The organism is Roseateles sp., assembly GCF_965229315.1.
Classification (GTDB): Bacteria; Pseudomonadota; Gammaproteobacteria; order Burkholderiales; family Burkholderiaceae_C; genus Pelomonas.
Window position 1 is genome coordinate 3,115,191 of record NZ_CBDDJA010000002.1, and the last position, 25,836, is coordinate 3,141,026.

A 25,836-nucleotide genomic window follows, 5' to 3' on the forward strand; every position below is an offset into this window, starting at 1 on the left:
GAGAGGACAACTTCATGTCTGGCTTGCTTACGCTCGGCGCCCGCGCCATGTTCGCCAACCAGGCGGCATTGCAGACCATCGGCCAGAACATCGCCAACGCGAACACGGTCGGCTACTCGCGCCAGTCGGTCGTGCTGACCACGTCGCCCGGCCAGTACACCGGCGCCGGCTTCTTCGGCCGCGGCGTGGATGTGCAGACGGTCACGCGCTCGCACAACGAGTTCCTGACCAAGGAGGCCGCCGCCTCCAAGTCCGCCGCGATGGCGGACTCCACGCGCGCCGACCAGCTGTCGCGCCTGGAGAAGCTCTTCCCCACCGGCACCGACGGCCTGGGCTACGCGGCCAGCCAGTTCCTGAACTCGATGATGGACGTGTCCAGCCGGCCCAGCGACCCGTCGGCCCGCCAGGTGGCGCTGGGCCGGGCCAACGAGTTGGCGCAGCGCTTCGCCAATGCCGGCCAGCAGCTCTCCGACCTGCAGTCCGGCGTCGTCAGTGACCTGACGGCCAACGTCGGCATCGTCAACCAGCTCGCGCAGCAGATCGCCAGCATCAACGACCAGATCGCCAAGACGCGCGGCACCGGCCACACGGCCAACGACCTGCTGGACCAGCGCGACCGCGCGATCTCCCAGCTCGGCGAGTACGTCGCCGTGACCACGCTGCCGGCCGACGACGACACCGTGGGCGTGTTCATCGGCGGCGGCCAGCGGCTGGTGCTGGGCAACCAGGCCTCGACGCTGGAGATCTCACCCGACTCCTACGACCCGCAGCGCGCCGTGCTGGCGCTCAACGAAGGCGGCAAGAGCCGCCCGCTGGACGAGAACGTGCTGACCGGCGGCTCCATGTCCGCGTTGCTGCGTTTCCAGAACAAGGACCTGCAGGACGCCAAGAACCTGCTCGGCCAGCTCGCCGCCTCCATTGGCACGCGGGTCAACGACCAGAACGCGCTGGGGCTGGACCTGTCCAATCCGCCGGGCAAGGGCGCGCCCATGTTCAACGTCGCCTCGCCGCGCACGCTGCCTGCCGCCACCAACCAGCGCAACCCCGACGGCACGTACGCCAGCGGCGTCAAGGCCACCATCGTCAACGCCAGCCAGCTGCAGGCCAGCAGCTACAAGCTGACCTCCAGCGCGCCCGGCGTCTACGAGATGACGCGCCTGTCCGACGGCTTGGTGCGCACCGTCAACGACGGCGACACCATCGACGGCTTCCAGCTCTCGTTCACGCCCGCCGCGCCCGCGCAGGGCGAAAGCTTCCTCATCGAACCCGTGGGCACCGCCGCCGTCGAGATGCGCCGCGTGCTGGACGATCCCAACGGCATCGCTGCCGCGTCGCCGCTGACCGCATCGACCTCGGTGGACAACACCGGCACGCTGACCATCGACAGCGTCTACGCCGTCAGCGCCGGCTTCGACCCCGCCAAGGCGCCGATGTCCATCGAGTTCGGCGACCCCGATCCGGCCAACCCGAACAACGTGCAGTACACGCTGACGCTGGCGGACGGCTCGCAGCTCAGCGGCGTCTGGAGCGCGGGCCAGCCCATCGGCAACCAGCCCGCGGCCGGCATCGACCTCGGTTTCGAGCTGCGCACCAACGGCGTGCCACGCAAGGGCGACAAGATCGCGCTCGATCCGACCACCTACACCAGCACCAACAACGGCAACGCCAAGGCCTTCCTGAACATCCAGACGCAGGCCTTCGTCGGCCAGCGCCAGCTGCCCGACGGCAGCATCGCGCCCGGATCGACGATCAGCGACGCCTACGCTGCCGCGATGAGCGACGTGGGCGCGCGCGTGCAGAGCGCCAACTACCTGTCCAACGTCTCCACCACCGTCGCCAGCAACGCCGAATCCAGCCGCGCCGGCCAGGCCGGCGTCAACCTCGACGAAGAGGCCTCCCGGCTCATGCAGTACCAGCAAAGCTACCAGGCCGCCGCCAAGGTGCTGCAGACGGCGCAGACCCTCTTCGACGAACTGATGCGCATCGCCGCACGCTGAGGCCCCCAATGAGACTGTCCACCGCCAACCTCTACGACGCCTCCATCGCCAACCTGCAGCGCCGCCAGCAGGCGCTGCAGACGCAGCAGCAGCAGCTCACCTCGGGCAAGCGCGTCAACACCGCGAGCGACGACCCCACCGGGGCCGCGCGCGCCGAGCGGGCGCTGGCCTCCATCGGCCGCGTCGATGCCAACCAGCGTGCGCTGGAAGCCAGCCGCAACAGCATGACGCTGGCCGAAGGCGCGCTGGGCGACGCGAACGAACTGCTGCAACAGGCGCGCGAAACGCTGCTCTCCGCCGGCAACGCCAGTTATTCCGACGCCGAACGCCAAGGCCTCGCCAACAAGCTGCAAGGCATCCGCGAACAGATGCTGACCATCGCCAACCGCGGCGACGGCGCCGGCGGCTACCTGTTCTCCGGCCAGGGCTCGGCCAACCCCCCGTTCCTGGACCAGGCCGGCGGCGTGACCTACGTGGGCGTGGCCGGCAACATCCAGACCGGCAACATCGACAACTTCCAGCTCACCGTCGACGGCCGCGGCGCGTGGGAGCAGGCGCGCAGCGGCAACGGCAGCTTCGTCACCGACGCCAATCCCAACAGCATCGACCCGACGAAGCCGGCGCAAGGCTGGATCGACGCCGGCCGGGTGACCGACCCGACCCAGCTCACGGGCCAGAACTACCGCATCGACATCGCCGGCACCGCGCCGGCGCAGACGTACTCCGTCGTGAACGTCGACACCGGCGCGGGCGTGGCCAGCGGCAATTTCGCCTCCGGTCAGAACATCACGTTCGACGGCATGAGCGTTGCCATCGCGGGCGCGCCGGCCGACGGCGACAACTTCTCCATCGCGCCAGCGACCAACACGCTCAAGGTCTTCGACGTGCTGGACCGCGCCATCGCCGAGCTGAAGACACCCCTGCGCTCCAGCGCCCAGATCGCGCAGAGCAACAACGGCCGGCTGCGCGACATCGACGCGGTCATGGGTAACCTGTCCAACGCCCGCAGCCAGGTCGGCGAGCGCCTGAACAACCTCGACGGCACCGAAAGCCGGCTGGCTTCACTGAAGCAGTACAGCCAGGAGGAACAGAGCGCCGCCCAGGACCTGGACATGGTGCAGGGCATCTCCAACTTCCAGAACCAGCAGTCCGGCTACCAGACCGCGCTGCAGACCTACGCCATGGTGCAGCGCATGTCGCTGTTCCAGTACATCACCGGCGGCTGAACGGGGCGCCTCGGCTCGCGGGCACGGGGCAAGGATGAATTCGGTCACGTTTGAGGCCCGTGCACGCCCGGGCCTCATGGCAGACTGCCGCATTCACCGCCAGCCCAGTGCCGCGCCATGTCCGACAACCTCCCTGCCGCCATCGACCACGCCATCCTGCCGGGCCTCGCCCTGGGCTACGCCCCGGTCATCGACCGCCAGCGCGCCATCGTCGGCACCCGGCTGACGCTCATCCCGCTGCGCGCCGATGCCAAGGTCGACCATGCCGAACTGCTGGCCGCGCTGGCCGCTGTCTGGCCCCAGGGTGGCGAGGTGCTCAGCCCGCAGGGCGAGGCGCTGCTGACGGCGCTGCTCGCCGAGCCGCCGGCCCAGCCGACGCAGATCGAGGTGCCCGCCTTCATCGCCGCCGACCCGCTGCATGCCGCCGCGCTGGCCGCGCTGAAGGGCGCCGGCCACAGCGGCCTGCTGAAGGGCCTGCCGGGCGAGCCGCTGCCCGCCGAGGTGGCCGCCGTCTTCAAGCAGGCCGTGCTGGAACCCGGCCAGGCCGCGCCCGCGGGCCTCGCCCTGGTGCATGCCGGCGTGCGGGGTGCCGACGCGGTGGACGCGAGCTTCCAGGCCGGTGCCGACACAGTCATCGGCTGGACCGTGGACGGGGCCTACGAGCCCACGGGGGGCAGCCGGACCGAGATGGCCGCCGACCTGCAAGTCATCGTCGAGCTGATGTCGCGCGTGGACGAAGGCGAGGACGTCGAGCGGCTGGAGCAGACGCTCAAGCGCGACCCGAGCCTGGCGTTCAAGCTGCTGCGCTACATGAACTCGGCCGCCTTCGGGCTGCCGGTGGAGGTGTCGAGCTTTCGCCACGCCATCATGCTGCTGGGCTACGCTCGCCTGAAGCGCTGGCTGGCGCTGCTGCTGATGACGGCCAGCAAGGAGCACAGCATGCGCCCGGTCATGTACGGCGCGGTGCGGCGCGGCCTGCTGATGGAAGAGCTGGCCGCCGCCATGAGCGAACGCGAGCTGCGCGACGAGATGTTCATCTGCGGCCTGTTCTCGCTGCTGGACCACATGCTGAAGGCGCCGTTCGACAAGCTGCTGCAGTCCATCCCCGCGCCCGAACGCGTGCGCCGCGCGCTGGTGGAAGGCGTCGGCCCGTTCGCGCCTTACCTGAAGCTGGTGCAGGCCATCGAGGCCGGCAACGTCTTCGACTACCGCGAGCACGCCGAGGCCCTGATGCTGGACGCCGGCGAGATCAATGCCTGCGTGCTGCGGGCCTTGCACAAGGCCGCCCAGCTCGAATGACCTGATGCTAGGCGCGCCTGCCTTCACCGCCCTGCTCGACCTCGTCGGCGACCCGGTGCTGACGCTGCGGGCCGACCTGTCCGCCTTGCGCGCCAATCCCGCTGCGCGCGAATGGCTGGGGCAGGATGCCGCCGAGGGCTGGCGGCTGCTGCGCCACGCCGCCGGCCTGCGGCTGGAAACCTGGCTGCGCGACGCGGCCCATGCCATCGACGCCGGCCGCACGCCGCCGCCGGCACCGCCCCTGAAGCTCGCCGACGGCCAGCGCGCCACGCTGCACCTGCTGCGCGAGCGCCCCAACTGGCTGCTGCATGCGCGCCTGAGCGCGGCCGACCCCGGCGAGCCGCCGCTGGCCGAATGGCTGGCGCTGTCGCCGCTGCCGCTGCTGCTGGCGGATGCCGCCGCCGGCACGCTGCTGCGCTGCAACGCCGCCTTCGACGCCCTGTGCGCCGCCTCGCCGCGGCACCTGAACGACCTGCCCGACCTGCTGCAGGCGCTGCTGGGATGGCATCGCGGCGCGCCGCTGCCGGCGCTCACGGCCCAGCGCCCGCACGACGGCCCGCTGGTCACCGAGGCCGAGTTCATCGACCCGCAGGGGCGCCAGCACTGGCTGCAGGCGCGGTTGCGCCTGTGGCGCCATGCCGGCCGCACGCTGCTGCTGGCCGTGCTGGAAGACCAGAGCACGCTGCACGAACGCGACCTCGCCCACCAGCAGCTCGACGCGCTGATGGACACCGCCGCCGTCGGCCTGGCCACCTTCCAGCCAGAGGGCGGCTGGCTCAAGGCGCACCGCAAGGGCAGCCCCTTCAAGGTCGGCGCCAAGCAGCCGGTCGGCTCGCTGCAGGGCATCAACCGCGAGATCGTCGAGCCGGCCTCGCTGCCGGAGTTCGAACGCCTGCAGCGCGCGCTGAAGAAGGGCGATGCCGTCGAGGTGCGCTACGCCGTGCGCCACCCGGAACTGGGCCGCCGCTGGCTGCTGACGCGCGTGGCGCCCGCACTGCTGGCCGGCGGGCGGCGCAGCACGTCGGTCGTCACGCTGGACGTGACGGCCCAGGCCCAGGCCGAGAACGCGCTGCTGCTGCGCGCCGAGAGCGAACGCGCCGTGCTGGACTCGGTGCTGGTGGGCATCGTCACCGTGGGCCCGGACGGCATCGAGTGGATGAACCGCTCGGCGCGCCGCATGTTCGGCTGCGAACTGGAGGACGTGCTGGGCCAGCCCATGGGCGTGCTCGCGCCGGACGACGACGACCATCCGTTCCACGGCGAACCCAGCGCCGACGTCTTCGAATGCCAGCTGCGAGGCCGGGACGGGCGCGAGTTCTGGGTCATCGGCAACGCGGTGCAGACGCCACGCGAGGACGGCCCCGGCAGGATCACCCAGCAGCTCACCTATGCGCTGCTGGACATCGACCGGCGCCGCCAGGCCGAAGCGCAGAGCCGCCAGGCGCAGGCGTCACTGGCCCGCATCATCGAGGCTGCGCCGCTGGCGATCAGCCTGCACGAGGCGCAGAGCCTGCGCATCGTCAAGCTCAACCAGGCGGCAGCGGCCATGGCCGGCCGCACCGAAGCACAGTTGCTGGGCGGCGGCCCGGCGGCGCTGTTCGGCGCCGAGCAGGGCGAACAGGCCGCCGCCGACATGCGCGAGGCGCTGGCCTCGCTGGCCGTCGTGCAGCGCGAGTACCGCATGCCGGAAGGCCCGGCCGCGCGGGTCTGGGACACGCGGCTGCTGCACCTGGCCGGCGTCAGCGGCGACGACACGCCCGAACTGCTGCTGCTGGTCGCCAGCGACGTGACCGAGCAGCGCGCCGCCGAGCAGGCCCGGCTGCAGGCCGCCATCTCGCAGCGCGAGCTGCTGGTGCGCGAGGTGCACCACCGCATCAAGAACAACCTGCAGGGCGTGGCCGGGCTGCTGCAGCAGATCGCCGTGCGCCGCCCGGAGGTGGCCCCCGTGCTGAAGGAGGCGGTGGGCCAGGTGCAGGCCATCGCCCAGGTCTACGGGCTGCAGGTGGGCGCCACCGGGCCGCTGCTGCTCAAGCGCGTGTTCGATGCCATCGTCGGCTCGGTGCAGCGCATGCAGGGCCGCGTCATCACCACGGCGGCCGAGGGCGGCGCGCTGCTTCAGGACTGGTGCCTGCCCGAGGCCGAGGCCATCCCCATCGCACTGAGCCTGAACGAGCTGCTGGGCAATGCGCTGCGCCACAGCAACGAGGCCCAGGTGCGCTGCCAGCTCATCTGCGACACCACTGGCGTGACGGTCGAGATCGTCAACCCGGGCCGCCTGCCCGAGGGCTTCTCGCTGCTCAACGTGCGCAGCGGCGTGTCGGGCCTGGGTCTGGTGCGGGCGCTGCTGCCGCGGCGCAGCGCCATCCTCAGCCTTGAGCAGCAGGGCGACGACGTCATTTGCCGTCTGGAATTGATCCCGCCCAGCGTGGTTCACAATCCCGCCACAAGATCAGGTTCGTGAGGGGCACGGTGAGCAAGGGCAAAGTCCTGGTCGTCGACGACGACCGATTGGTGTTGGCGACGCTGAGCTATGGGCTCACGCAGGCCGGCTTTGAGGTCATCGACGCCGACAACGGCGACGACGCGATCCTCCTCGCCCGCGAACACCGGCCCGAGCTGGCGCTGCTGGACATCCGCATGGAAGGCCTGACCGGCTTCGACGTGGCGGCGTACCTGCGCGAGTACCTGCAGACGCCCTTCATGTTCCTGTCCGCGTTCGCCGACGAGGCGACGGTCGCCAAGGTCAAGGAACTGGGCGCGGTGGCCTACCTCGTCAAGCCGCTGGACATCTCGCAGATCGTGCCGGCCGTCGAGGCAGCGTTTGCGCGCACCGCCACCCCCGCCGCGGCGCCGGCCCCGGCCAAGCCGGCGGCCGAGCCTTCCGAGCTGCCCACGGTGCTGGACCCCACCTCGATGGCCGTGGGCGTGCTGATGCACCGCTACTCGCTGCCGCGCGACGAAGCCCTCGCCCGCCTGACGAGCCTGGCCGCCGCCGACGGCCACAGCCTGCCCGAGCAGGCGCGACGCGTCGTCGATGCGGTCGAATTGCTCGCGCGACCCGGGCAGCAGCGCTGACCACTCACCCGGCGGCCGTGGCGCCTCGCTGCGGGCCGAGCACCCGGCCGCTCCCAAGCCGGCCTGCGCTGGCGATGTGATGGCCGGATGTGATGGCGGGTCGTGCCGGCAAGCATCGCCGGCCCCTCAGCGAGGACCGGCCCAGGTCATCGTTGGCCGAGGGCTTCAGTTCAACGTGAAGTAGAAGCGGGCGCCCTCGCCCACCGCGGATTCGGCCCAGATGTCGCCGCCATGGCGGCGCACGATGCGCCGCACGAGCGCCAGGCCGACGCCCGTGCCCTGGAAGTCGCTGGCGCTGTGCAGCCGCTGGAAGACGCCGAACAGCCGTTCGGCAAAACGCATGTCGAAACCCGCGCCGTTGTCCGACACGACGAACACGCGCCGCCCGTTCTGCTCCGCACTCTGGAAACGGATCTCGGGGTGCTCGACCTTGGCGCTGTACTTCCAGGCGTTGCCCAGCAGGTTCTCCAGCACCATGCGCAGCAGGGTCGGGTCCCCCTGCACCTGCAGGTCGGGCTCGATGGTCAGTGCCAGCTCGCGATGCGGCGCGGCGCGGCACAGCTCCTCCATCACATAGCCGGCCTGCTGCGACAGGTTGACGGGCTGGCGCGCCAGGGGCCGCGTGGTGAGCTGGCTGAGCGACAGCAGCGCATCGATCATGCTGTTCATGCGCGCCGCAGCGCCCATGACACGGTCCAGGTGGTCGTTGCCGACGCGGTCCAGCCGGGCGCCGTAGTCTTCCTTGAGGATGCGCGCGAAACCCTCGACGACGCGCAGCGGCGCGCGCAGGTCATGCGACACGGTGTAGCTGAACGACTCATGCTCGGCGGCCAGGTCGGGCTGGACCGCTGCGGTGGCGCCGGCCGGCGCCGCCAGCGGCTCGCCCTCGGGACGCGCCGTGCCCACATAGCCGGCGAAACGGCCTTGCGAATCGATGCAGGGCAGGCCACGAAGCCACCAGCGGGCGTCGCCATCGGCAGCTCCCAGCAGCAGTTCCGCAAACGGTTGGCAGGCGTCCAGCCGCTCGCGCAGTTGCGCCGCCGGCTCGGCGGCCTCGAAGCGCTCCCACAGCCGCTGGTTGGTCGCGCCGGCCCCGACCCAGCTCGAAGCCGGCGCGCCCTGCGGCGCCTGCCAGCGCACGAGGTGGTGGCTGGCGTCCGTGGCCCATTGCCAGTCGCGCTGCAGCTGGGATTGCATCAGCCACTGCTGGCGCGCCTCGCGCAGCGGTTCGGCCAGGCGCTGGCGCGTCAGGCGCACGCCGGCATGCCAGCCGAGTGCAGCGGCCACCAGCACCATGACTCCGGTGAAGAATGCCGTCAGCACCAGCGCCGCGTGCACGAGGCCGACCTCGCCGCCCCACACCCGCATCAGCGCCATCATCACCAACGTGCCGAGCAGCAACATCAACAGTGAAACGGCTGCCAGCCCCAGGACCAGCATCCGCATCGGCACCTGCCGCTTCAGGCGGCGCGCAAGCGCGCTGTCGTCGCTGAGGCTGTTCATGCAGACATTGTAGGCAGCGGTTTTCGCCTGCCAGGTGCATATGCACCATCGCGTGCACAGTGCCGAATCTGTGCATTTCTTCGCGCCGACCCCCTGCCCCACCCGAGATACATTTGTGCTGATACCGAGTGTCCAGCCACCCATGACCGCCTCCCCACCCGCAGCCCTGCTCGATGCCGAGGCGATCCGTCGCCTGCGCGAGCTCGATCCGAGCGGCGGCAACAAGCTGCTTCAGCGCGTCGTGACCGCCTTCTCCAACTCACTGGACCGTTTGTTGCCCGATCTTGACCGCGCCCGCGAAGCCAGCCCGCCCGACTTCGCCGCCATCCGCCATGTCAGCCACACGCTGAAGTCCTCGTCGGCCAGCCTGGGCGCGATGGCGCTGTCCGCGCGCTGCGCCGACATCGAAACCATGGCCCGCGACGGGCAGGCGGAAGGTCTGCCGGACCAGCTGGACGCTATGCTGGACGACATTCAACAGGTGCGGACGGCCCTGGCCGCGCTGCTCTGAGAGGTCTCATGCTGCCCACCGGTCAAGCCCTTGACGACCTGCCGCCGCGCCCGCGCGTGCTGCTGGTGGACGATGACGAGGTCAACCTGCTGCTGACGGCCGCGGCGCTGCGTGAACGCGGCTTCGAGGTGACGGAGGCCGGCAGCGGCAGTGATGCGCTCAACCTGCTGTCGACGCGCACGCCCGACGTCGTCGTGCTCGATGCCTTGATGCCCGAGCTGGACGGCTTCGAGACCTGCTCGCTGCTGCGCGCCACGCCCGGCTTCGAATCCCTGCCCGTGCTGATGTTGACCGGCCTGGACGACGAAGCCTCGATCAACCGCGCCTACCAGGCCGGCGCCACGGACTTCTTCGTCAAGTCGTCGCAATGGAGCCTGCTGGACGGGCGGCTGCGCTACCTGCTGCGCAGCTCGCGCACGCGGCTGGAGCTGGAGCGCAGCAAGGCCAAGCTGGCGCGCGCGCAGGACCTGGCCCGCATGGGCAGCTTCGAGTGGTGGCGCGGCGTGGACACCAGCTTCTCGATTTCGGCCGAGGGGCTGCGCGTGTTCGGCCGCGGCCCGCAGGACCGGCTGGATTTCATCGGCGTCATGCGCATGGTGCCGGTGGACGACCGCCACATCTTCCTGCGCCTGCTGCGCGACGTCATCGCCCACACGTCGGTGCTCGTCATCGACCTGCCGCTGACGCTGCCCGACGGCCGCCAGCGTGTCGTGCACATCGAGGCAGAGCCGGAGTTCAGCGAGCAGGGTTCGGTCAGCGGCTACACGGGCATCCTGCAGGACGTGACCGACCGCCGCCAGGCCGAAGACCGCATCCGCCAGCTGGCGCACTTCGACTCGCTGACCGGCCTGCCCAACCGCCGCCAGCTCATCTACCGCGTCGAGCGCGCCATCGAAAGCGCACGCCGCGGCGGCCACGAGGTGGGGCTGCTGCTGATCGACCTGGACCGCTTCAAGGTCATCAACGACACGCTGGGCCATGCCGCCGGCGACGAGCTGCTCGTCGAGGTGGGCCGTCGCCTGCGCAGCTGCGTGCGCCACTCCGACCAGATCCTCGAGGGCGTGCTGGAAGGCCCGGGCAACCGCAGCCACCGCGGCCTGGAGGCCGTGGGCCGGCTGGGTGGCGACGAGTTCGTGGCCCTGCTGCCCGAGGTGGCGGACGAGCGCGACGCCGAGCGCGTGGCCCAGCGCGTGCTGGATGCGCTGCGCGAACCCATCTTCGTGGGCGGGCAGGAATGCTTCGTGACGGCCAGCGTCGGCATCGCGCTGTACCCGCGCGACGGCCAGACCATGGCCGACCTGCTGCGCAACTCCGACGTCGCCATGTACGCCGTCAAGAGCCAGGGCCGCAACGCCTCGGCCGTCTACTCGCCGCAGCTCGCCGGCCACGGCAAGCAGAAGCTGGAGCTGGAAAGCGCGTTGCACAAGGCGCTGGAGCGAAACGAGATCGTGCTGCACTACCAGCCCAAGATCGACGTGCGCGGCGCCCGCATGGTGGGCGCCGAGGCGCTGATGCGCTGGCAGCGCGGCAACGTGCTGGTGCCGCCGGCCGACTTCATCCCGCTGGCGGAGGAAACCGGCCTCATCGTCCCGCTGTCGGAATGGGCGCTGAAGGAGGCCGCGCGCCAGGCCAAGCTGTGGTCGCTGCAGTTCGGCTTCTCGGATTCCATCGCCGTGAACCTGCCCAGCCGGCTGTTCGAGCGCACCGATCTCGTCGAGCACATCCACCAGTGCGTCAGCGCCTACGGCGTGCCGCACCGGTCCATCCAGCTCGAGATCACCGAGAACAACCTGATGAAGGACCTGCAGAACGTCATCCCGTCGCTGCACCGCCTGAACGAAGTCGGCGTCGAGATCTCCATCGACGACTTCGGCACCGGCTACTCGTCCCTCGCCTACCTGACGACGCTGCCGATCTCGGAAGTGAAGATCGACCGCACCTTCGTGCGCGACCTCGGCATCACGCCGCAGAGTTCGGCCGTCGTCACCGCCATCATTGCGCTGGCGCGCGCCCTGGGCCTGCGCGTCATCGCCGAGGGCGTGGAGACGCTGCGCCAGATGGAGGTGCTGCACCGCCTGGGCTGCTCGTTGATGCAGGGTTTCCTGTTCAGCAAGCCGCTGCCGCCCGACGAGCTGGAGCGCTGGATCGCCCAGACCGTGCTGCCGCGCAAGGCGCCGTGGATCACGCAGGCCGACGGTTCGACTGACGCGGCCCGCGGCCAGCAACGCTGATGCGCTCGCAGCTCCCGCCGGCCCAGTTGGCGAAGGCCGCTCTGCAACGCCTGGCCCAGGCCCGGCTGGAGCCCACGCCCGAGAACTACGGCCGCGCCTATGCCATCGAGGCCGGCACCGAGAACCAGGGCTCGGGCAACGGCAACGGCGTGCCGGAGCGCGCGCAGCAGTTGATGTTCCGCCTCGTCAGCCTGGCACTGCCTTCCGGCAATGCGCGGCAGGAGCTGCAGACGGCCCTGCGCGAGCAACGCTACGACGAACTGCTGCGCGAGGTCGACAAGCTGCTGGACACCGCCGGCCCCGGCGCCCAGGCCGAGGCGCTGGTCCAGGTCATCGAGCGCCTGATGCGCGGGCTGGAGCGCGGTGGCAAGCAGTGGACGTTGGCGCGCAAGAAGGATGGCGTCAACCGCGTGCTGGAACTGGGCCGCAGCGACAGCCAGAAGCTCGTGCGGCGTCTCTCCCAGCTCATCGCGAGCTGGGACAAGGACAGCGAAGGCAGCGACGTCGAGACCGACGACGACGGCGGCACGCCCAGCCAGTTCTTCGCCGACAGCGCGTTCGCCGATTCCGGTTTCGCCGAGGTCAGCCAGCGCGGCGTGCGCGATACCGTGCCGGCGCCCTTGCTGACCCTCACCCCTGCCGAGCCGGCAGCACCGACCCACTGGCCGCAGGTCGGTGCAGAACTCAACAGCACCGTGCGCCACGCGCTGCGATCGCCGCAGGCCGAGGCGGCGCAGGGCGACGCGCTGATGAGCGAGCTTGAGGCCGCGCAGGCCGAGCTGAGCAGCGGCGGCGCCACCCCCGAGCGGGCAGCGCAGATGGCATCGCTGTGCCTGCGCGCCCGCCACCTGTTGGACCACCGCCGCCATCTCTTCGACGAGATGGGCGGCCTGTGCCGCGAGCTGTCGGCCAGCCTCGTGGAGCTGGCCGAGGACGATTCCTGGGCCCAGGGCCAGGCCGAGGCGATGAACAACACGCTGGCGCAAGGCCTGTCGGGCCGCGGCGTGCGCACGGTCTCGGAGCTGCTGGCCGGCACACGCGACCGCCAGCGCACGCTGCGCGACGAACGCTCCAAGGCACGCGACGCCCTCAAGGGCCTGATCCAGCGCATGCTGTCCGAACTGGGCGAACTGGGCCAGCACACCGACCGTTTCCAGAGCAGCGTGGGCCGCTACGCCGAAGCCATCCAGCAGGCCGATTCGCTGGAAAGCCTGGCCGGCACCGTGCGCGAGATGGTGGAGGAAAGCCGCAGCGTGCAGGGACTCGTCGCACAGACGCAGGCGCGACTCACGCTGGAGCACGACCGCGCCGCGGCGCTGACGCAGCGTGTGGACGAGCTGGAGAAGGAACTCACCCGCCTGTCCAGCGAAGTGCACACCGACCAGCTCACGCAGGTGGCCAACCGCCGCGGCCTCATCAACGCGTTCGGCATCGAGCAGGCCAAGGCCGAGCGGGAGTCGGCGCCGAACCCGAAACTGGCGCTGGCGCTGCTGGACATCGACAACTTCAAGAAGCTCAACGACAGCCTGGGCCACCATGCCGGCGACATCGCGCTGAAGTCGCTGGCCGAGCGCACCCAGGCCTCGCTGCGCCCCGGCGACATGGTGGCGCGCTACGGCGGCGAGGAGTTCGTGCTGATGCTGCCCGACACGCCGCTGGACGAAGCCCAGGCCGTGCTCGTGCGGCTGCAGCGCTCGCTGTCGGCCGCCCTCTTCAAACACGACGGCAAGGATGTCTTCGTGACCTTCTCCGCCGGCGTGACGCTGTACCGCCCGGGCGAGACGCTGGAGGCGGCGCTGGACCGCGCCGACGTGGCGCTGTACGAGGCCAAGCACACAGGCAAGAACCGGGCTTGCATCGCGGAATGAAAGCCGCTGCGCTGCTGCTGGGCCTCGTTGCGGCCGCAGCCCAGGCGCAGTCGCCGCGCATGCAGCCGGCTTCCGTGCCCGTCTGCTTCACCGAGTTCCCTCCCTACGTGGGCGCGGACCTGCCCGACGGCGGCTCGCTGGCCGCGCTGGCGCGCCGTGCCTTTGCCGCGGGCGGCCTGACGATGCAGATCGTCAAGGCGCCCTGGGCGCGTGCCTATGCCTTGGCCAAGAACGGCGAGTGCCTGCTGATGACGATGTGGCGCAACGAGGAGCGCGACGCCCTCTTCCGCTACTCGCTGCCGGTGGCTCGCATGCAGCTCGGCTTCTTCGTGCGCGCGGACCGCAATGCGCCGTTGTCAGAGCACGCCAGCATCGCCTTCCAGCGCAGCTCCTACCTGCCGCCCGAGCTGTCCGACGGGCGCTACCAGCTCAACCCGGTCGTGGACATGCACCCGGCCCTGCAGATGCTGGCCATGGGACGCGTGGAGGCGGTGTTCTCGGAACGCGCGTCGTTCGAATTCCTGCTCGCCACGCAAGCCCCGCTGCCGACAGGCATCCGCTGGAAGGGCCCGGCGCTGGAGGTCAAGGCCACCTACATGGCCATTGCAAAAGGCCACCCCAGGGCCGATGCCTGGCTGGCGCTGCTGAACCAGGAAATCCGCCAGTCCGTGCGGAACTGAACGTCGGCCGCCCCGGCGCTTAGAAGTTGAAGGCCAGCCGCAGGCCGCCCCAGTGCTTGCCGTTGACCATGATGGGCGCCGTCGCTTCCTTCAGCACGACGAAACGGCCGCCCCCCATGTCGCGCCGATAGGTCTGCAGCAGAAAGGGCCGCGTGTTGCGCGCCGACGCCAGGCCCGTGCGGTCATTGAAGATGCGGCGGTAGCGGCTGTTGGCCGTGTTCCAGACCGTCTCACCAGGCCGCTGCGGCTGGCAGTACTTGCGGTTGTGCGTGGCGATGTAGCCATTGCGGTCGGCCGCGATGCAGAAGACCACCTTGTCGCTGAAGCCCAGCACCTTCTCCTGCACGGGCGGAAAGATCCGGTCCGTGAGCTGGCAGAAGCGCGCGGTGTGCTGCTGCGGCGACGTGCCCTCGATGGGCCGGTAGTTCTGGTCGAACAGGTCGGCCGCGCTGATCTGCCCGGCCTGCAGCGCGCCTTCCAGCAGTGCGGCGATTTCTGCGGCCGCGTCCTGCGCCGCGCGGATGAACGGCATGTCGTCGACCTCGAAGCCGCTCTCGGCGATCTGCTCGACCAGGTCTTCCGACATGCGCAGGAAACGGTCACTGCCGTCGAATGCCACCTTCAGGCCGTGCGAGGCCTCCTGCACTTCACGCTCCAGCTCGCGGGCCCGTTCGTTGAGCAGGCTCATCTGCTGGCCGCTCTGCGTGGCCGACTCGGCAATGCGCTGCACGTCCGCCTCGACCTCGTGGAAGGCCGCATGGATGGGGCTGGGCTTGTCACGGTTCTCGGTCAGCTCGTTGCTGAAGCGGTCGATGCGCTCCTGCAGCGTGGCGATGGCACTGACGATGGCCTTGGACGACGACTCCACCTGGCCGGCCAGTGCCTTGACGGCCTCGGCGACGACCGCGAAACCGCGGCCCGCGTCGCCTGCATGCTTGGCCTCGACGGCCGCGTTGAAGGCCACGAGCCGGGTTTGCAGGGAGATCTTCGTGATCTCGGCGGCAGCGTCGGACACCTGCGCCAGCGTGGTGGCCATGCCGACCACTTCGCCGCCCACGCCGCCCAGCGCCACACGCGCGCGCTGCACCGCCGCGGCGCTTTGCGCCGTCGCGTCGGCAATCGCAGCCTGGGCCTGGCCAATCTGGTTGAGCTGCTGGGCAAGCGCCTGCATGGCCTGGCCCTGCGCCTGGACGACACGCTGCGTGTCCTCCAGCGCGCCACGCACTTCGGCGGCGTCCTTGCCCACGGTGGAGATCGAGCGCGACAGGCGCTTGACGACGTTCAGCGCCGCGCTGTCATCGCGCCGGCTGGGCTCTTCGCTCGAAGCAGCGGGCGGCGAACCGCCCGCTTTGGGCCATCTGAACATGCGCTTGTCCCCTGCTTGTTGGCTGGGGCAACCTCATGTGCAGCCCCGCGATTCACCAGTCGCGCAGCTTAACGCGCAACCTCGCGATGGACTGGCTGTGCAATTGACAGACGCGGGACTCCGTGACCTTGAGCACGACCGCGATTTCCTTGAGGTTCATGTCGTGCTCGTAGTACATGCTCATCACGAACTGCTCGCGCTCGGGCAGGTTCTTGATGGCGGCGACCAGCGCCTCGCGCATGCGGTGGTCCTGCAGCTGCGCCATCGGGTTGGCACCTTCGTCGGCCACGTGGCGGTCGAGGTAGTCCGTGTCGCCATCGGCGCCGCTCATGTCCTCCAGGTAGACGAGCTGGGTGCCGCGCACCTTGCCCAGCAGCTCCTGGTACTCCAGCAAAGGCAGCCCCATCTCGGCGGCGATCTCCGCCTCGTGGGGCGCGCGGCCCAGGCGCTGTTCCACCTTGTGCACCGCGACCTCGATCTCGCGCTGCTGGCGGCGCGTGCCGCGGCTCATCCAGTCGCCGCCGCGCAGCTCGTCGAGCATGGCGCCGCGGATGCGCTGCGTCGCGAAGGTCTCGAACTGCACGCCCTGCTCGGCGTCGAAGCGCGACAGCGCGTCGGTCAGCCCGATCAGGCCGACCTGGATCAGGTCATCCACCTCCACGTTGGCCGGCAGCTTGGCAATCATCTGGTGCGCCAGGCGTCGGACCAGCGGGCTGTACTGCTTGATCAGCGTGCTGTTGTCGAGGCGGCCTTTGGGCGTGTACATGGTCATCAGCTCCGCACGGCCGCCCGAAGGGGCTGATACGCCCCCGCGGGGGGCAGCGAACGCAGTGAGCGTGGGGGCATCATGGTCTCCGGCGGGATTCAGTGCGCTGCGATGAAGGGGTGGGACACCGTGCGCGCCGGGCGCAGCGGGGTCGCGTCGAAGGCGGCGTCGATGGCCGCGCCCGGCGGTGCCGCGAGCAGCAACTCGCGCGCCAGGTGGCGCAGCTCGGGTGTGAGGGGCGCGTTGTGGGAGGCTTTCGGGTCCAGGCAGGCCCAGTCGCGCAGCACCGCGCCGAGGAAACCGTCGGCGCACGCGTGGAGCTGCTGCGCGATGCGGGTGGCCACGCGCAGCTGGGGGTGGCAGGCCATCAGCAGACTGTAGACCATCAGGCCGGCCCGCTGCGACAGCCATTTCATGCCGGCATAGGCCTCGGTGACGCTGTGAGGATCAGCATCCGCCAGCAGCAGCGGGCGCACCTCGCGCAGCGCGACGACGCGGGCCAGTTCGGCCGCCGGCGCATGCAGCAGGATGACGTCGGCGTCGGGCGCGGCCTCGGCCACGGCCTCCAGGAAGGAAGCGGCCGAGCCGCTGGCGTTGGTGTGCCTCAGCGGCAGGCCGCGCGCGGCGACATAGGACACGCGCGGCGACAACCGCTCGATGCAGTTGGACAGGTCCACCTGCGCCAGCTCCGACGGCAGCGGCGAATGCTCGCCGGCGTCGACCACCAGGGTCTGCAGGTTCAACTCGGCAAACGCCGCGCACAGCCCTTCCAGCAGCGCACCGGCGCCCATGACGCGCGGGTTGCTCACGACGGGCACGAAACGCTGGTTGGATGCGGCGAACAAACGGCGCAGGCCGTGGGCCTGATCCTGGATCATGGCTGCCCCTTGTCCGGTGAGTGCGGAATACGCATGGTGAACGGCATCAGTGGATCGCCCGCAGGCCGGCGTCGGCGAGCGGCCCGCCGGCAAAGATGAGGTTCACGTCGGTGCTGTCCATGCGCCAGGCGCCCGAAGCGGCGCCCTTGAGCGCGCGCTGCACCAGGGCCACGCTGGGCAGGCGGTGCCAGTCCTCCGGCACGCGCTGGCCATTGGCCACGCCCAGCACCTTGAGCTTGTGGCGGATCAGCGTGTCCAGCGCCGGCGCGAGCTTGACGGCCTCGTCGATCTTGCTGAGCACGACACCTTCGCAGGCGGCACCCTTCCAGGCGCTCACCACGTCCTCGATGGTCTCGCCCTGCTGGGCCGCGTTGATGACGAGCAGCTTGTGGATGCTGGGGTGGGCCAGCATCTCCAGCAGCTCCTGCGTGCGGCTGTCGCGCTGAGCCGTGCCGGCCGTGTCGATGAGCACCAGCTTCTTGCTGGACAGCAGGTCCAGCAGGTCGTCCAGCGAGGCGCGGTCGTGCGCGGTGTGCACCGGCACGCCCAGGATGCGGCCGTAGGCGCGCAGCTGCTCGTGGGCACCGACGCGGTAGGCATCCAGCGTGATGAGGCCGAGCTGGCTCGCGCCGTGCTTGGTAGCGAAATGCGCTGCCAGCTTGGCGGTCGTCGTCGTCTTGCCCACGCCGGTGGAGCCGATCAGCGCGAACACGCCGCCGCGATCCTCGATGGCCGGAGCGGCCTCGTCGGTCTGCAGGTTGCGCGACAGCACGTGCGCGGACCAGGCCGTCTCGTCGGCCGGGTCATGGGGCGAACCGGCCTTGAAGTCGGACGGGCAGCTCTCGGCCAGCTTGCGCACCAGCGCCGGGCTGAAGCCCAGCTCCAGCAGCCTCTGCGTCAGCCGCGCCTGCACCGGCTGGCGCTGCAGTTTCTCCATGAAGGCCAGCGAAGAGAAACGCTCCTCGATCAGGCCGCGCATCTGGCGCAGCTCGGCCGCCATGTCCATCTGGTTGCGCTGGCTGGCGCTGGGCTGGCCGGGCAGCGGCAGGGGTTCGGCGGCGCCGACGTCGCTGAGCCGCGGCACCGGGCGCGCGGAGTTCGCGGTCGGGATGCGGATCTCGTCGCGCAGCACCGGCGGCGCCGGGCGCGGCTGGGGCTGGGCCGGCGCTGGCGCGGCACGCTTGGGCGCCAGTGCGGCCAGCGCCTCGGCGGCACGGCGTTCGCGCTGAGCACGCGCGCCGTCCAGCGACACGGCAGCAGGCTGCACGGGTGCCGGGGCCACGCGGGGCGCTGCGGGCACCGGGTCGGGCTGGCCGGCCAGTTCCGCCTGGCGGCGGCGCAGCACGCGTTCGCGCACGTAGTCCTGGAAGGACAGCGTGCTCATCGCCAGCTCCTGTGCGTCGCCCTGCACATCGGCGCTGCCGAAGCTCGGCTCCAGGCGATCCGCACGCTCCGCGAAGCTGGCGCGGCCCGAGGCCTGGGCCGGTTGCTGCACCTGCGGGCGGGCCACGGTGCGCGGCGCGGTGGCCGCCATCTGCTCGATCTGACCCATGCCTTCGGGTGCCATGGCCAGCACCTCCACGCCACCGGGCACGGATTTGTTGGACAGCACGACGGCGTCACTGCCGAACGCCTGCTTGACGAGCGCGAGCGCCTCGCGCGATGTGCGGGCCGTGAATTTGCGGACGTTCATGGAGCCTCCTGCCGAGCCGCCTCAAAGGAGGCGAACGCCCCCTCGGGGGGCAGCGAACAAATGTGAGCGTGGGGGTACATCAAGCCGTCCCTCCGATGATGGAGCCGATGCGGATGGTGTGGGTCTCAGGAATCTCGCTGTGGCCGAGCACCTTCAGGCGCGGCGCGGCGCGCTTGAGCAGGCGCGCCATGGGGGCGCGGATCATGTCGGGCACGAGCAGCGCCGCAGGCACGCCACGGTCTTCCTGCTTCTGGGCGTTCTCGGCGGCGCTGCGGGCCAGCGTGTCGGCCACGCCCGGGTCCAGCGCGGCGCCATGCGGCGAATTGAGGGCCTGCGTGACCAGCCGCTCCAGCTCCGGCTCCAGCGCGATGACGTCCAGCTCCTTGGTGGAGCCGTAGATCTGCTGCACGATGGCCGGGGCGATGTGGGTGCGGATGCGGCGGGCCAGCTCGGCCGGGTCGGTGACCACGGCGGCGTTCTCGGCCAGGCATTCGACGATGGAGCGCATGTCACGCACGTGCACGCCCTCCTCCAGCAGGAGCTGGAGCACACGTTGCAGGGTGGCGATGCTGACCATTTTGGGGATCACGTCCTCGATGAGTTGCGGCGCCTGCTTGGTGAGGTGTTCCACCAGCGATTGCGTCTCCACGCGACCCAGGAGCTTGGCCGCGTGGACTTGCATCAAGTGTGAAAGGTGGGTGGCCACGACGGTCGAGCAATCAACCACCGTAAACCCGCTCATTTGGGCCATCTCCTTTTGCCGCTCTTCGATCCACACGGCCGGCAGGCCGAAGGCGGGGTCGGTCGTCACGGTGCCGATGAGCTTCTGCGTCGCTTGGCCCGGGTTGATGGCCAGCCACATGCCGGGGAAGGCCTCGGCCTCGCCGACGACGGCACCACGCAGCGAGATGCGGTACTGGCTGGGGCGCAGCTCCAGGTTGTCGCGGATGTGCACCGGCGGCGGCAGGAAGCCCACCTCCTGCGCGAACTTGCGGCGCACGCCCTTGATGCGCGACAGCAGGTCGCCTTCCTTGCTCTTGTCCACCAGCGTGATGAGGCGGTAGCCGACCTCCAGGCCCAGCGTGTCCACGGGCACCAGGTCTTCCCAGCTCGCCTCGCCCGAGCCTTCGCTGGGCGGCATGATGGGTTTGACGGCCGCGGCCGCTTCCATCGCCTGCTCCTTGGCGCGCAGCCAGTAGGCCAGGTAGCCCATGCCCGCGGCGATCAGCAGGAACACCAGGTGCGGCATGCCCGGGATCAGGCCCAGCGCGCCGATGACGCCGGCCGTGATCGCCATGCTCTTGGCCGAGCTGAACACCTGGCGGCCGATCTGGCTGCCGATGTCCTTGTCCGTGCCCACGCGCGACACCACCATGGCCGCGGCGACCGAGATCAGCAGCGCCGGGATCTGCGCGACCAGCGCGTCGCCCACCGCCAGCAGGATGTAGCTGTCCGCTGCCTGGCCGGCCGACAGGCCGTGCTGCGCCACGCCGATGATGAAGCCGCCGACGATGTTGATCGCCAGGATCAGCATGCCGGCGACCGCATCGCCGCGCACGAACTTGCTGGCACCGTCCATGGAGCCGAAGAAGTCGGCCTCGTCGCCCAGCTCCACACGGCGGCGCTTGGCCTCGGTCTCGTTGATGAGGCCGGCGTTCAGGTCCGCGTCCACGGCCATCTGCTTGCCGGGCATCGCATCCAGCGTGAAGCGCGCGCCGACCTCGGCGATGCGCTCCGCGCCCTTGGTGACGACGATGAAGTTGATGACCACCAGGATGGCGAACACGATCAGGCCGACCGCGAAGTTGCCGCCGATCAGGAAGTGACCGAACGCCTCGATGACCTTGCCTGCGGCGCCGGCGCCGGTGTGGCCTTCCAGCAGCACCACGCGGGTGGACGCGACGTTCAGCGACAGGCGCATCAGCGTCGTCAGCAGCAGCACGGTCGGGAAGGCCGCGAAGTCCAGCGGCCTGACCATGTGCGCCGCCACCATCATCACCATCACGGCCATCGCGATGTTGAAGGTGAACAGCAGGTCCAGCGCGAACGGCGGCAGCGGCAGCACCATCATCGACAGCACCAGCAGCACCGCGATGGGCGCACCCAGGGCGGCGATGACGCCGGAGCGCGGGCCGAGCAGGCCCTGCAGTTTCTGAATCAGCGGTGTCATGTCAGTTGCTCCGGGCGACCGAGCGGCTGCCGTGGAACCGGCTTTGCCGGGCCACTGGCGGCGCCCCCTTGAGGGGGCCGGCGAAGCCGGTAGGGGGTGGGTTCATTCATTCCTCGTCGGGCTCGGGCGCCCATCCGGGTTTGTTGTGCGGGTCGAGCTCGGGCGGCACATGCGGCCTGGGCATGTCCGGCTTGGCGGCGTTGCGCGAGGCCATGGCGGCGCGCAGCTGGTAGACGTAGGCCAGCACCTGGGCCACGGCCCCGAACAGCGCAGCGGGAATCTCGTGGTCGACCTTGGCGTGCGCGTACAGCGCGCGGGCGAGCACGGGCTGCTGCAGCACCGGCACCCTGCTTTCCTTGGCGAGGTCGCGGATCTTCAGGGCCAGCAGGTCGGCACCCTTGGCGATGACCTTGGGCGCGGCCATCTTGCCTTCCTCGTACTTCAGCGCGACGGCATAGTGGGTGGGGTTCATGACCACCAGGTCGGCCTGCGGCACGGCGGCCAGCATGCGGCGCTTGGCCATCTCGCGCATCTTGGCGCGCATCTTGGCCTTGATCTCGAGGTTGCCTTCGACCTCCTTGATTTCCTGTTTGGCCTCTTCGCGGCTCATGCGCATGCGGCGCAGCCAGAGCTGGCGCTGCAGCGGCACGTCGATGGCGGCGAACAACGCCAGCGCCACGGCCAGCAGCGCGAGGCCGCCCATCAGCTGCTGGCCCGCGTAGGCCAGGGCCGCGGGCAGCGGCACGGTCATGATGCCCACGTAGGCCGCCAGGCGGTCCTTCAGCACCATCGCGCCGACGATGCCCAGCACCAGCGCCAGCAGCACGGCCTTGAGCGCCGTGCCGAAGCCCTGGCCCGAGAACAGCCGCTTCAGGCCGGACAGCGGGTTCAGGTGCGTGAACTTGGGCGCCAGCGGCTTCATCGTCCAGTTCCAGCCGCCGCTGGCGAGGTTGCTGGCGACGCCCGCGACGATCAGCACGGCCATGATCGGCCCCATGACGGCGGCGAAGGCCAGCGTCATGTCGACCAGGCGCTCGCCCATGAAATCCTTGCGCGCGAGCTGGCTGGCATCGAAGTGCAGGCCGGTGATCAGCGTCTGGCGCAGCTTCTCGACGATCTGCGGCCCGCCGACGCTCAGCACGGCGCCGCCGGCGACCATCATCGCGAAGTGCGGCAGGTCGCGCGAACGCGGCACCTGGCCCTCGGCCCGGGATCTCTCGATCTTCTTGGCCGATGCGGGCAGGTTGCGGTCTTGTGCGTCTTGGTCGGCCATGGCGGTTCTACAGCGATGGACCGGATTGTTCGAGGCGCGTCCTCAAACTTGAGCGAGAAAAGCGGGGTGGATGGACGGCTTATCCGCGCCCTGCCCGCTGCGCTGCACCAACGAAAAAGCCGGCCCTTCAGGCCGGCTTTGCACAGGCGGCGCGTGGCCGGGTCAGAAGCCCAGGCTGGCGAGCAGGTCGTCGACCTCGCCCTGGTTGGTGACCACGTCCGTGCGGCCTTCGGTCGTCACGACGGGGCCTTGCAGGATGCTGGGATCCACCTTCTCGCGCTGGTCCGGCGGCACCACCTGCACGAGCAGCTTCACGAGGCTGTCTTCCAGGTCGTTGGCCAGCGTGACGACCTTGGCGACCACCTGGCCGGTCAGGTCATGGAAGTCCTGCGCCAGCATGATGTCGGTCAGGTGGTTGTCGATGCGCGCGGTGCGGCCTTCGACGTCCTTGACGAAATTCATCACGGCCCCGCTGGCCACGGCGCGCACCGGGTCCGCGACGATGGCCGCGGCCATGTCGTTGGCGGCCTGGCTGATGCCGGCATGCTCGGCCTTGGCCTGGTCGACCGAGTTCAGCACCTTCTCGGCCGCGGCGGCCGTCTTGGTGGCGATGTAGTTCAGGCGGCTGCGCGCATCGGGCAGGCCGTCGGTCGCCACCTGCAGCTTGGGCATCACGCCCAGGCGCTGCATGGTGTCGTGCAGCGTGCGGGTGATCGTGCCGAGCTGCTGGAAGACCTCGGGGGAGACCAGCAGCGGCTCTTGAGCCTTCGCCAGTTGGTCCAACTGTTCCATCGACATGGCGGGACCTTTCCGATCAGGCCGCAGCGGCCAGCTTCTGCATGATCTTCTGGACTTTTTCTTCCAGCGTGGCCTTCGTGAACGGCTTGACGATGTAGCCCGCGGCACCCGACTGGGCCGCCAGCACGATGTCTTCCTTGCGTGCCTCGGCGGTGACCATCAGCACCGGCAGATGCTTGAGCGTCGGGTCTTCCTTGATGGCCTTGAGCAGCTCGAAGCCCGTCATGTTGGGCATGTTGATGTCGCTGACGACGAAGTCGAACTTGGCTCCCTTGAGCATGTTCAACGCTTCGACGCCGTCTTCGGCCTCTTCGCAGTTGTTGTAGCCGATCTCCTTGAGCAGGCCGCGCACGATGCGGCGCATGGTGGAGAAGTCGTCAACGACCAGGAATTTCATGTCAGCGCTCATGGCGATCCTCTCTGCAGCAGGCGGTAAGCCGTCAGTCTAGTTTCTAGCGGGAAGCCGGCGACGATTGAGTTTGCGGCATTTTGCCGCTCTGCGGCACTTGCGTGACGCCACTCTGCGGCGCCTGCGTGCTCGCGCCCTCGGCGGGTGGCTGCGCGTCGGCGTCGTCGTCCTGCACGTTCTTCAGAACCGCATCCTCGGCATCGCGGTTCATGACGATGATGCTGATGCGCCGGTTCAGCGCGCCATTGGGGTCCTTGGCGTCCAGCAGCTTGCTGGCGGCCAGGCCCTGCACGCGCAGCATGCGGGCCTCGGACAGCCCGCCGGCCACCAGTTCGCGGCGCGACGCGTTCGCGCGGTCGGCCGACAGCTCCCAGTTGCTGTAGCCCTTGTCGCCGGCCGAGAACGGCTGGGCATCGGTGTGGCCCTCCACCGTCAGCCGGTTGGGCACCTCGGTCAGCACGCTGCCCAGCTCACGCAGCAGTTCGCGCATGTACGGCTTCACGATGGCGCTGCCGCTGTCGAACATCGGCCGGTTGCCTTCATCCACGATCTGGATGCGCAGGCCTTCCTTGGTCATGTCCAGGCGGATCTGCCCGCCCAGGGCCGCCAGCTTGGGGTTCTCGGCCAGCACCTGCTCGACCTTGGCCTTGAGCTGCTCCAGCCGCGAGCGCTCGGCCTTGCGCTGCTCTTCCTTCAGCGCGCGCAGCGTGTAGCTGGCCTTCTTGGCGGTGCTTTCGCCTTCCTTGACCTGGCCGGTCTCGCGCGTGAGGTCCTTGCCGCCACCACGCACGACGCTGGACGAGTCCCCCGAACCGGAGCCCCCGAGCATGGACACCTTCAGGGGCGACTGGAAGAAGTCGGCAATGCCCTTCTTGTCGCCCTCGGTCGTGGAGCCCAGCAGCCACATCAGCAGGAAGAAGGCCATCATGGCCGTCACGAAGTCGGCGTAGGCAATCTTCCACGCACCGCCATGCGCCGCGTGACCGCCCTTCTTCACCTTCTTGATGATGATGGGCTGGAGCTTTTTTGCGTCGCCGGCCATTCAGCCCACCCTCGAAGCGCCTGCGGCGCCCTTACAGGGCGCGCGGGTCGCCTGGCAAAGCCAGTTCGTCGGCGGACGCGCGAAGGGCGCTGCCGGCCGAGCCGGCTGGCTGGTCAAGGCGAAGCGAGTCATTTCTTCTTGACGTGGCCTTCCAGCTCCGTGAAGCTGGGGCGGTCACCCGAGAACAGCACCTTGCGGCCGAACTCGATGGCGACCTGCGGGGCATAGCCCTGCATCGAGGCCAGCAGCGTGGTCTTGATGCACTGGAATTCCTTGCCGCCGTCCTCGACCTTCTGCTCCAGCAGGCCCGCCAGCGGCTCGGCGAAGCCGTAGGCCAGCAGGATGCCCAGGAAGGTACCGACCAGCGCGGAGCCGATCATGCCGCCCAGCACCGCCGGCGGCTGGCCGACCGAGCCCATGGTGTTCACCACGCCCAGCACGGCGGCCACGATGCCGAAGGCCGGCAGGCCGCCCGCCAGGCGCTGCAGTGCGGCGACGGCGGCATGCTCTTCCTGGTGGTGGGTCTCGATCTCGCTGTCCATCAGCGACTCGATCTCGTGCGCGTTCAGGTTGCCCGACACCATCATGCGCAGGTAGTCGGTGATGAATTCGGTGACGTGGTGGTCGTTGCCCACCACCGGGTACTTCTGGAACAGCGGCGAGCTGTGCGGGTCCTCGACGTCCTTTTCGATGGACATCAGGCCTTCCTTGCGCGCCTTCTGCAGGATGTCGTACATCAGCGCCAGCAGCTCCATGTAGCGGGCCTTGCTGTACTTGCTGCCCTTGAAGCACAGCCCCAGGCCGGCGGCCGTGGCCTTGACGACCTTCATCTGGTTGTTGGCCAGGAAGGCGCCGATGGCGGCACCGAAGATGGTGATCATTTCCCACGGCAGCGCGTGCAGGATGACGCTGATGTTCCCGCCGTGCGCGATGAACACGCCGAAGATGCAGGCCATGGAGACGACCCAGCCGATGATGACAAACATGCGCTGTGGAGTTGGGGGTGTTCAGGCCATATCGGCCCGGTGCCGGGGGGGCTTTAGCAAAGTAT

20 protein-coding genes are annotated in these 25,836 nt (G+C 69.6%); 9 read left to right on the forward strand and 11 right to left on the reverse strand.

Features of this window, described 5'->3' with window-relative positions; translation table 11 throughout:
- Positions 1-14 precede the first annotated feature (14 nt).
- The 5 genes from flgK (at position 15) to ACO07H_RS19320 (ending at position 7,597) form a co-directional block, all read left to right on the forward strand.
- On the forward strand, positions 15-1,997 hold the full coding sequence (gene flgK / locus ACO07H_RS19300) for a flagellar hook-associated protein FlgK (protein WP_422017120.1): 1,983 nt from the start codon (positions 15-17) through the stop codon (positions 1,995-1,997).
- An 8-nt stretch (positions 1,998-2,005) separates the two neighbouring features.
- Positions 2,006-3,223, forward strand: a complete 1,218-nt coding sequence (gene flgL / locus ACO07H_RS19305; RefSeq protein WP_422017122.1) for a flagellar hook-associated protein FlgL — start codon at positions 2,006-2,008, stop codon at positions 3,221-3,223.
- 117 nt (positions 3,224-3,340) lie between these two features.
- Positions 3,341-4,522 carry an EAL and HDOD domain-containing protein gene (locus tag ACO07H_RS19310; protein ID WP_422017124.1) on the forward strand — a complete coding sequence of 394 codons (1,182 nt, stop codon included), beginning with the start codon at positions 3,341-3,343 and terminating at the stop codon, positions 4,520-4,522.
- 4 nt (positions 4,523-4,526) lie between these two features.
- On the forward strand, positions 4,527-6,983 hold the full coding sequence (locus tag ACO07H_RS19315) for a PAS domain-containing protein (RefSeq protein WP_422017126.1): 2,457 nt from the start codon (positions 4,527-4,529) through the stop codon (positions 6,981-6,983).
- 8 nt (positions 6,984-6,991) lie between these two features.
- A complete protein-coding gene (locus tag ACO07H_RS19320) occupies positions 6,992-7,597 on the forward strand; it encodes a response regulator (RefSeq protein ID WP_422017128.1) in 606 nt (201 codons plus the stop codon).
- Between the two features lie 165 nt (positions 7,598-7,762).
- Here ACO07H_RS19320 and ACO07H_RS19325 read toward each other — a convergent pair whose 3' ends face one another.
- A complete protein-coding gene (locus tag ACO07H_RS19325) occupies positions 7,763-9,100 on the reverse strand; it encodes a sensor histidine kinase (protein WP_422017130.1) in 1,338 nt (445 codons plus the stop codon).
- Positions 9,101-9,242: 142 nt separating this feature from the next.
- Between ACO07H_RS19325 and ACO07H_RS19330 the strand changes: the two genes are divergently transcribed.
- The 4 genes from ACO07H_RS19330 to ACO07H_RS19345 are packed head-to-tail and all read left to right on the forward strand — an operon-like array spanning position 9,243 to position 14,390.
- On the forward strand, positions 9,243-9,611 hold the full coding sequence (locus ACO07H_RS19330) for an Hpt domain-containing protein (RefSeq protein WP_422017132.1): 369 nt from the start codon (positions 9,243-9,245) through the stop codon (positions 9,609-9,611).
- Between the two features lie 8 nt (positions 9,612-9,619).
- Positions 9,620-11,842: a putative bifunctional diguanylate cyclase/phosphodiesterase gene (locus ACO07H_RS19335; RefSeq protein ID WP_422017134.1), complete on the forward strand. Its 2,223-nt coding sequence runs from the start codon at positions 9,620-9,622 to the stop codon at positions 11,840-11,842.
- Positions 11,842-13,710, forward strand: coding sequence for a GGDEF domain-containing protein (locus ACO07H_RS19340; protein WP_422017136.1), 1,869 nt, complete (start codon positions 11,842-11,844; stop codon positions 13,708-13,710). Before ACO07H_RS19335 ends, ACO07H_RS19340 begins: the two co-directional genes overlap by 1 nt.
- A complete protein-coding gene (locus ACO07H_RS19345; RefSeq protein WP_422017138.1) occupies positions 13,707-14,390 on the forward strand; it encodes a substrate-binding periplasmic protein in 684 nt (227 codons plus the stop codon). The genes ACO07H_RS19340 and ACO07H_RS19345 overlap by 4 nt, the downstream gene beginning before the upstream one ends.
- Before the next feature lie 19 nt (positions 14,391-14,409).
- On the opposite strand, the gene ACO07H_RS19350 is transcribed toward ACO07H_RS19345, so the two are convergent.
- The 10 genes from ACO07H_RS19350 to motA form a co-directional block, all read right to left on the reverse strand.
- Positions 14,410-15,756, reverse strand: coding sequence for a methyl-accepting chemotaxis protein (locus ACO07H_RS19350; protein ID WP_422017140.1), 1,347 nt, complete (start codon positions 15,754-15,756; stop codon positions 14,410-14,412).
- A 52-nt stretch (positions 15,757-15,808) separates the two neighbouring features.
- A complete protein-coding gene (locus ACO07H_RS19355; RefSeq protein ID WP_422017142.1) occupies positions 15,809-16,522 on the reverse strand; it encodes an RNA polymerase sigma factor FliA in 714 nt (237 codons plus the stop codon).
- Positions 16,523-16,620: 98 nt separating this feature from the next.
- On the reverse strand, positions 16,621-17,400 hold the full coding sequence (locus ACO07H_RS19360; RefSeq protein ID WP_422017144.1) for a MinD/ParA family ATP-binding protein: 780 nt from the start codon (positions 17,398-17,400) through the stop codon (positions 16,621-16,623).
- 46 nt (positions 17,401-17,446) lie between these two features.
- The gene (flhF, locus tag ACO07H_RS19365) at positions 17,447-19,093 is read right to left on the reverse strand and encodes a flagellar biosynthesis protein FlhF (protein WP_422017146.1); all 1,647 of its coding nucleotides are present in this window, start codon (positions 19,091-19,093) and stop codon (positions 17,447-17,449) included.
- 79 nt (positions 19,094-19,172) lie between these two features.
- Complete coding sequence (gene flhA / locus ACO07H_RS19370) at positions 19,173-21,263, reverse strand: flagellar biosynthesis protein FlhA (RefSeq protein ID WP_422017148.1); 2,091 nt, start codon at positions 21,261-21,263, stop codon at positions 19,173-19,175.
- Positions 21,264-21,369: 106 nt separating this feature from the next.
- Entirely contained in the window at positions 21,370-22,536 is a 1,167-nt protein-coding gene (gene flhB, locus ACO07H_RS19375) for a flagellar biosynthesis protein FlhB (RefSeq protein ID WP_422017150.1), read from the reverse strand.
- A gap of 162 nt (positions 22,537-22,698) precedes the next feature.
- Complete coding sequence (locus tag ACO07H_RS19380; protein WP_422017152.1) at positions 22,699-23,334, reverse strand: protein phosphatase CheZ; 636 nt, start codon at positions 23,332-23,334, stop codon at positions 22,699-22,701.
- A gap of 16 nt (positions 23,335-23,350) precedes the next feature.
- Complete coding sequence (cheY, locus tag ACO07H_RS19385; RefSeq protein WP_310331751.1) at positions 23,351-23,743, reverse strand: chemotaxis response regulator CheY; 393 nt, start codon at positions 23,741-23,743, stop codon at positions 23,351-23,353.
- Positions 23,744-23,786: 43 nt separating this feature from the next.
- Complete coding sequence (gene motB, locus ACO07H_RS19390) at positions 23,787-24,785, reverse strand: flagellar motor protein MotB (RefSeq protein ID WP_422017155.1); 999 nt, start codon at positions 24,783-24,785, stop codon at positions 23,787-23,789.
- 128 nt (positions 24,786-24,913) lie between these two features.
- The gene (motA, locus tag ACO07H_RS19395) at positions 24,914-25,771 is read right to left on the reverse strand and encodes a flagellar motor stator protein MotA (protein ID WP_422017157.1); all 858 of its coding nucleotides are present in this window, start codon (positions 25,769-25,771) and stop codon (positions 24,914-24,916) included.
- Between the last annotated feature and the right edge of the window lie 65 nt (positions 25,772-25,836).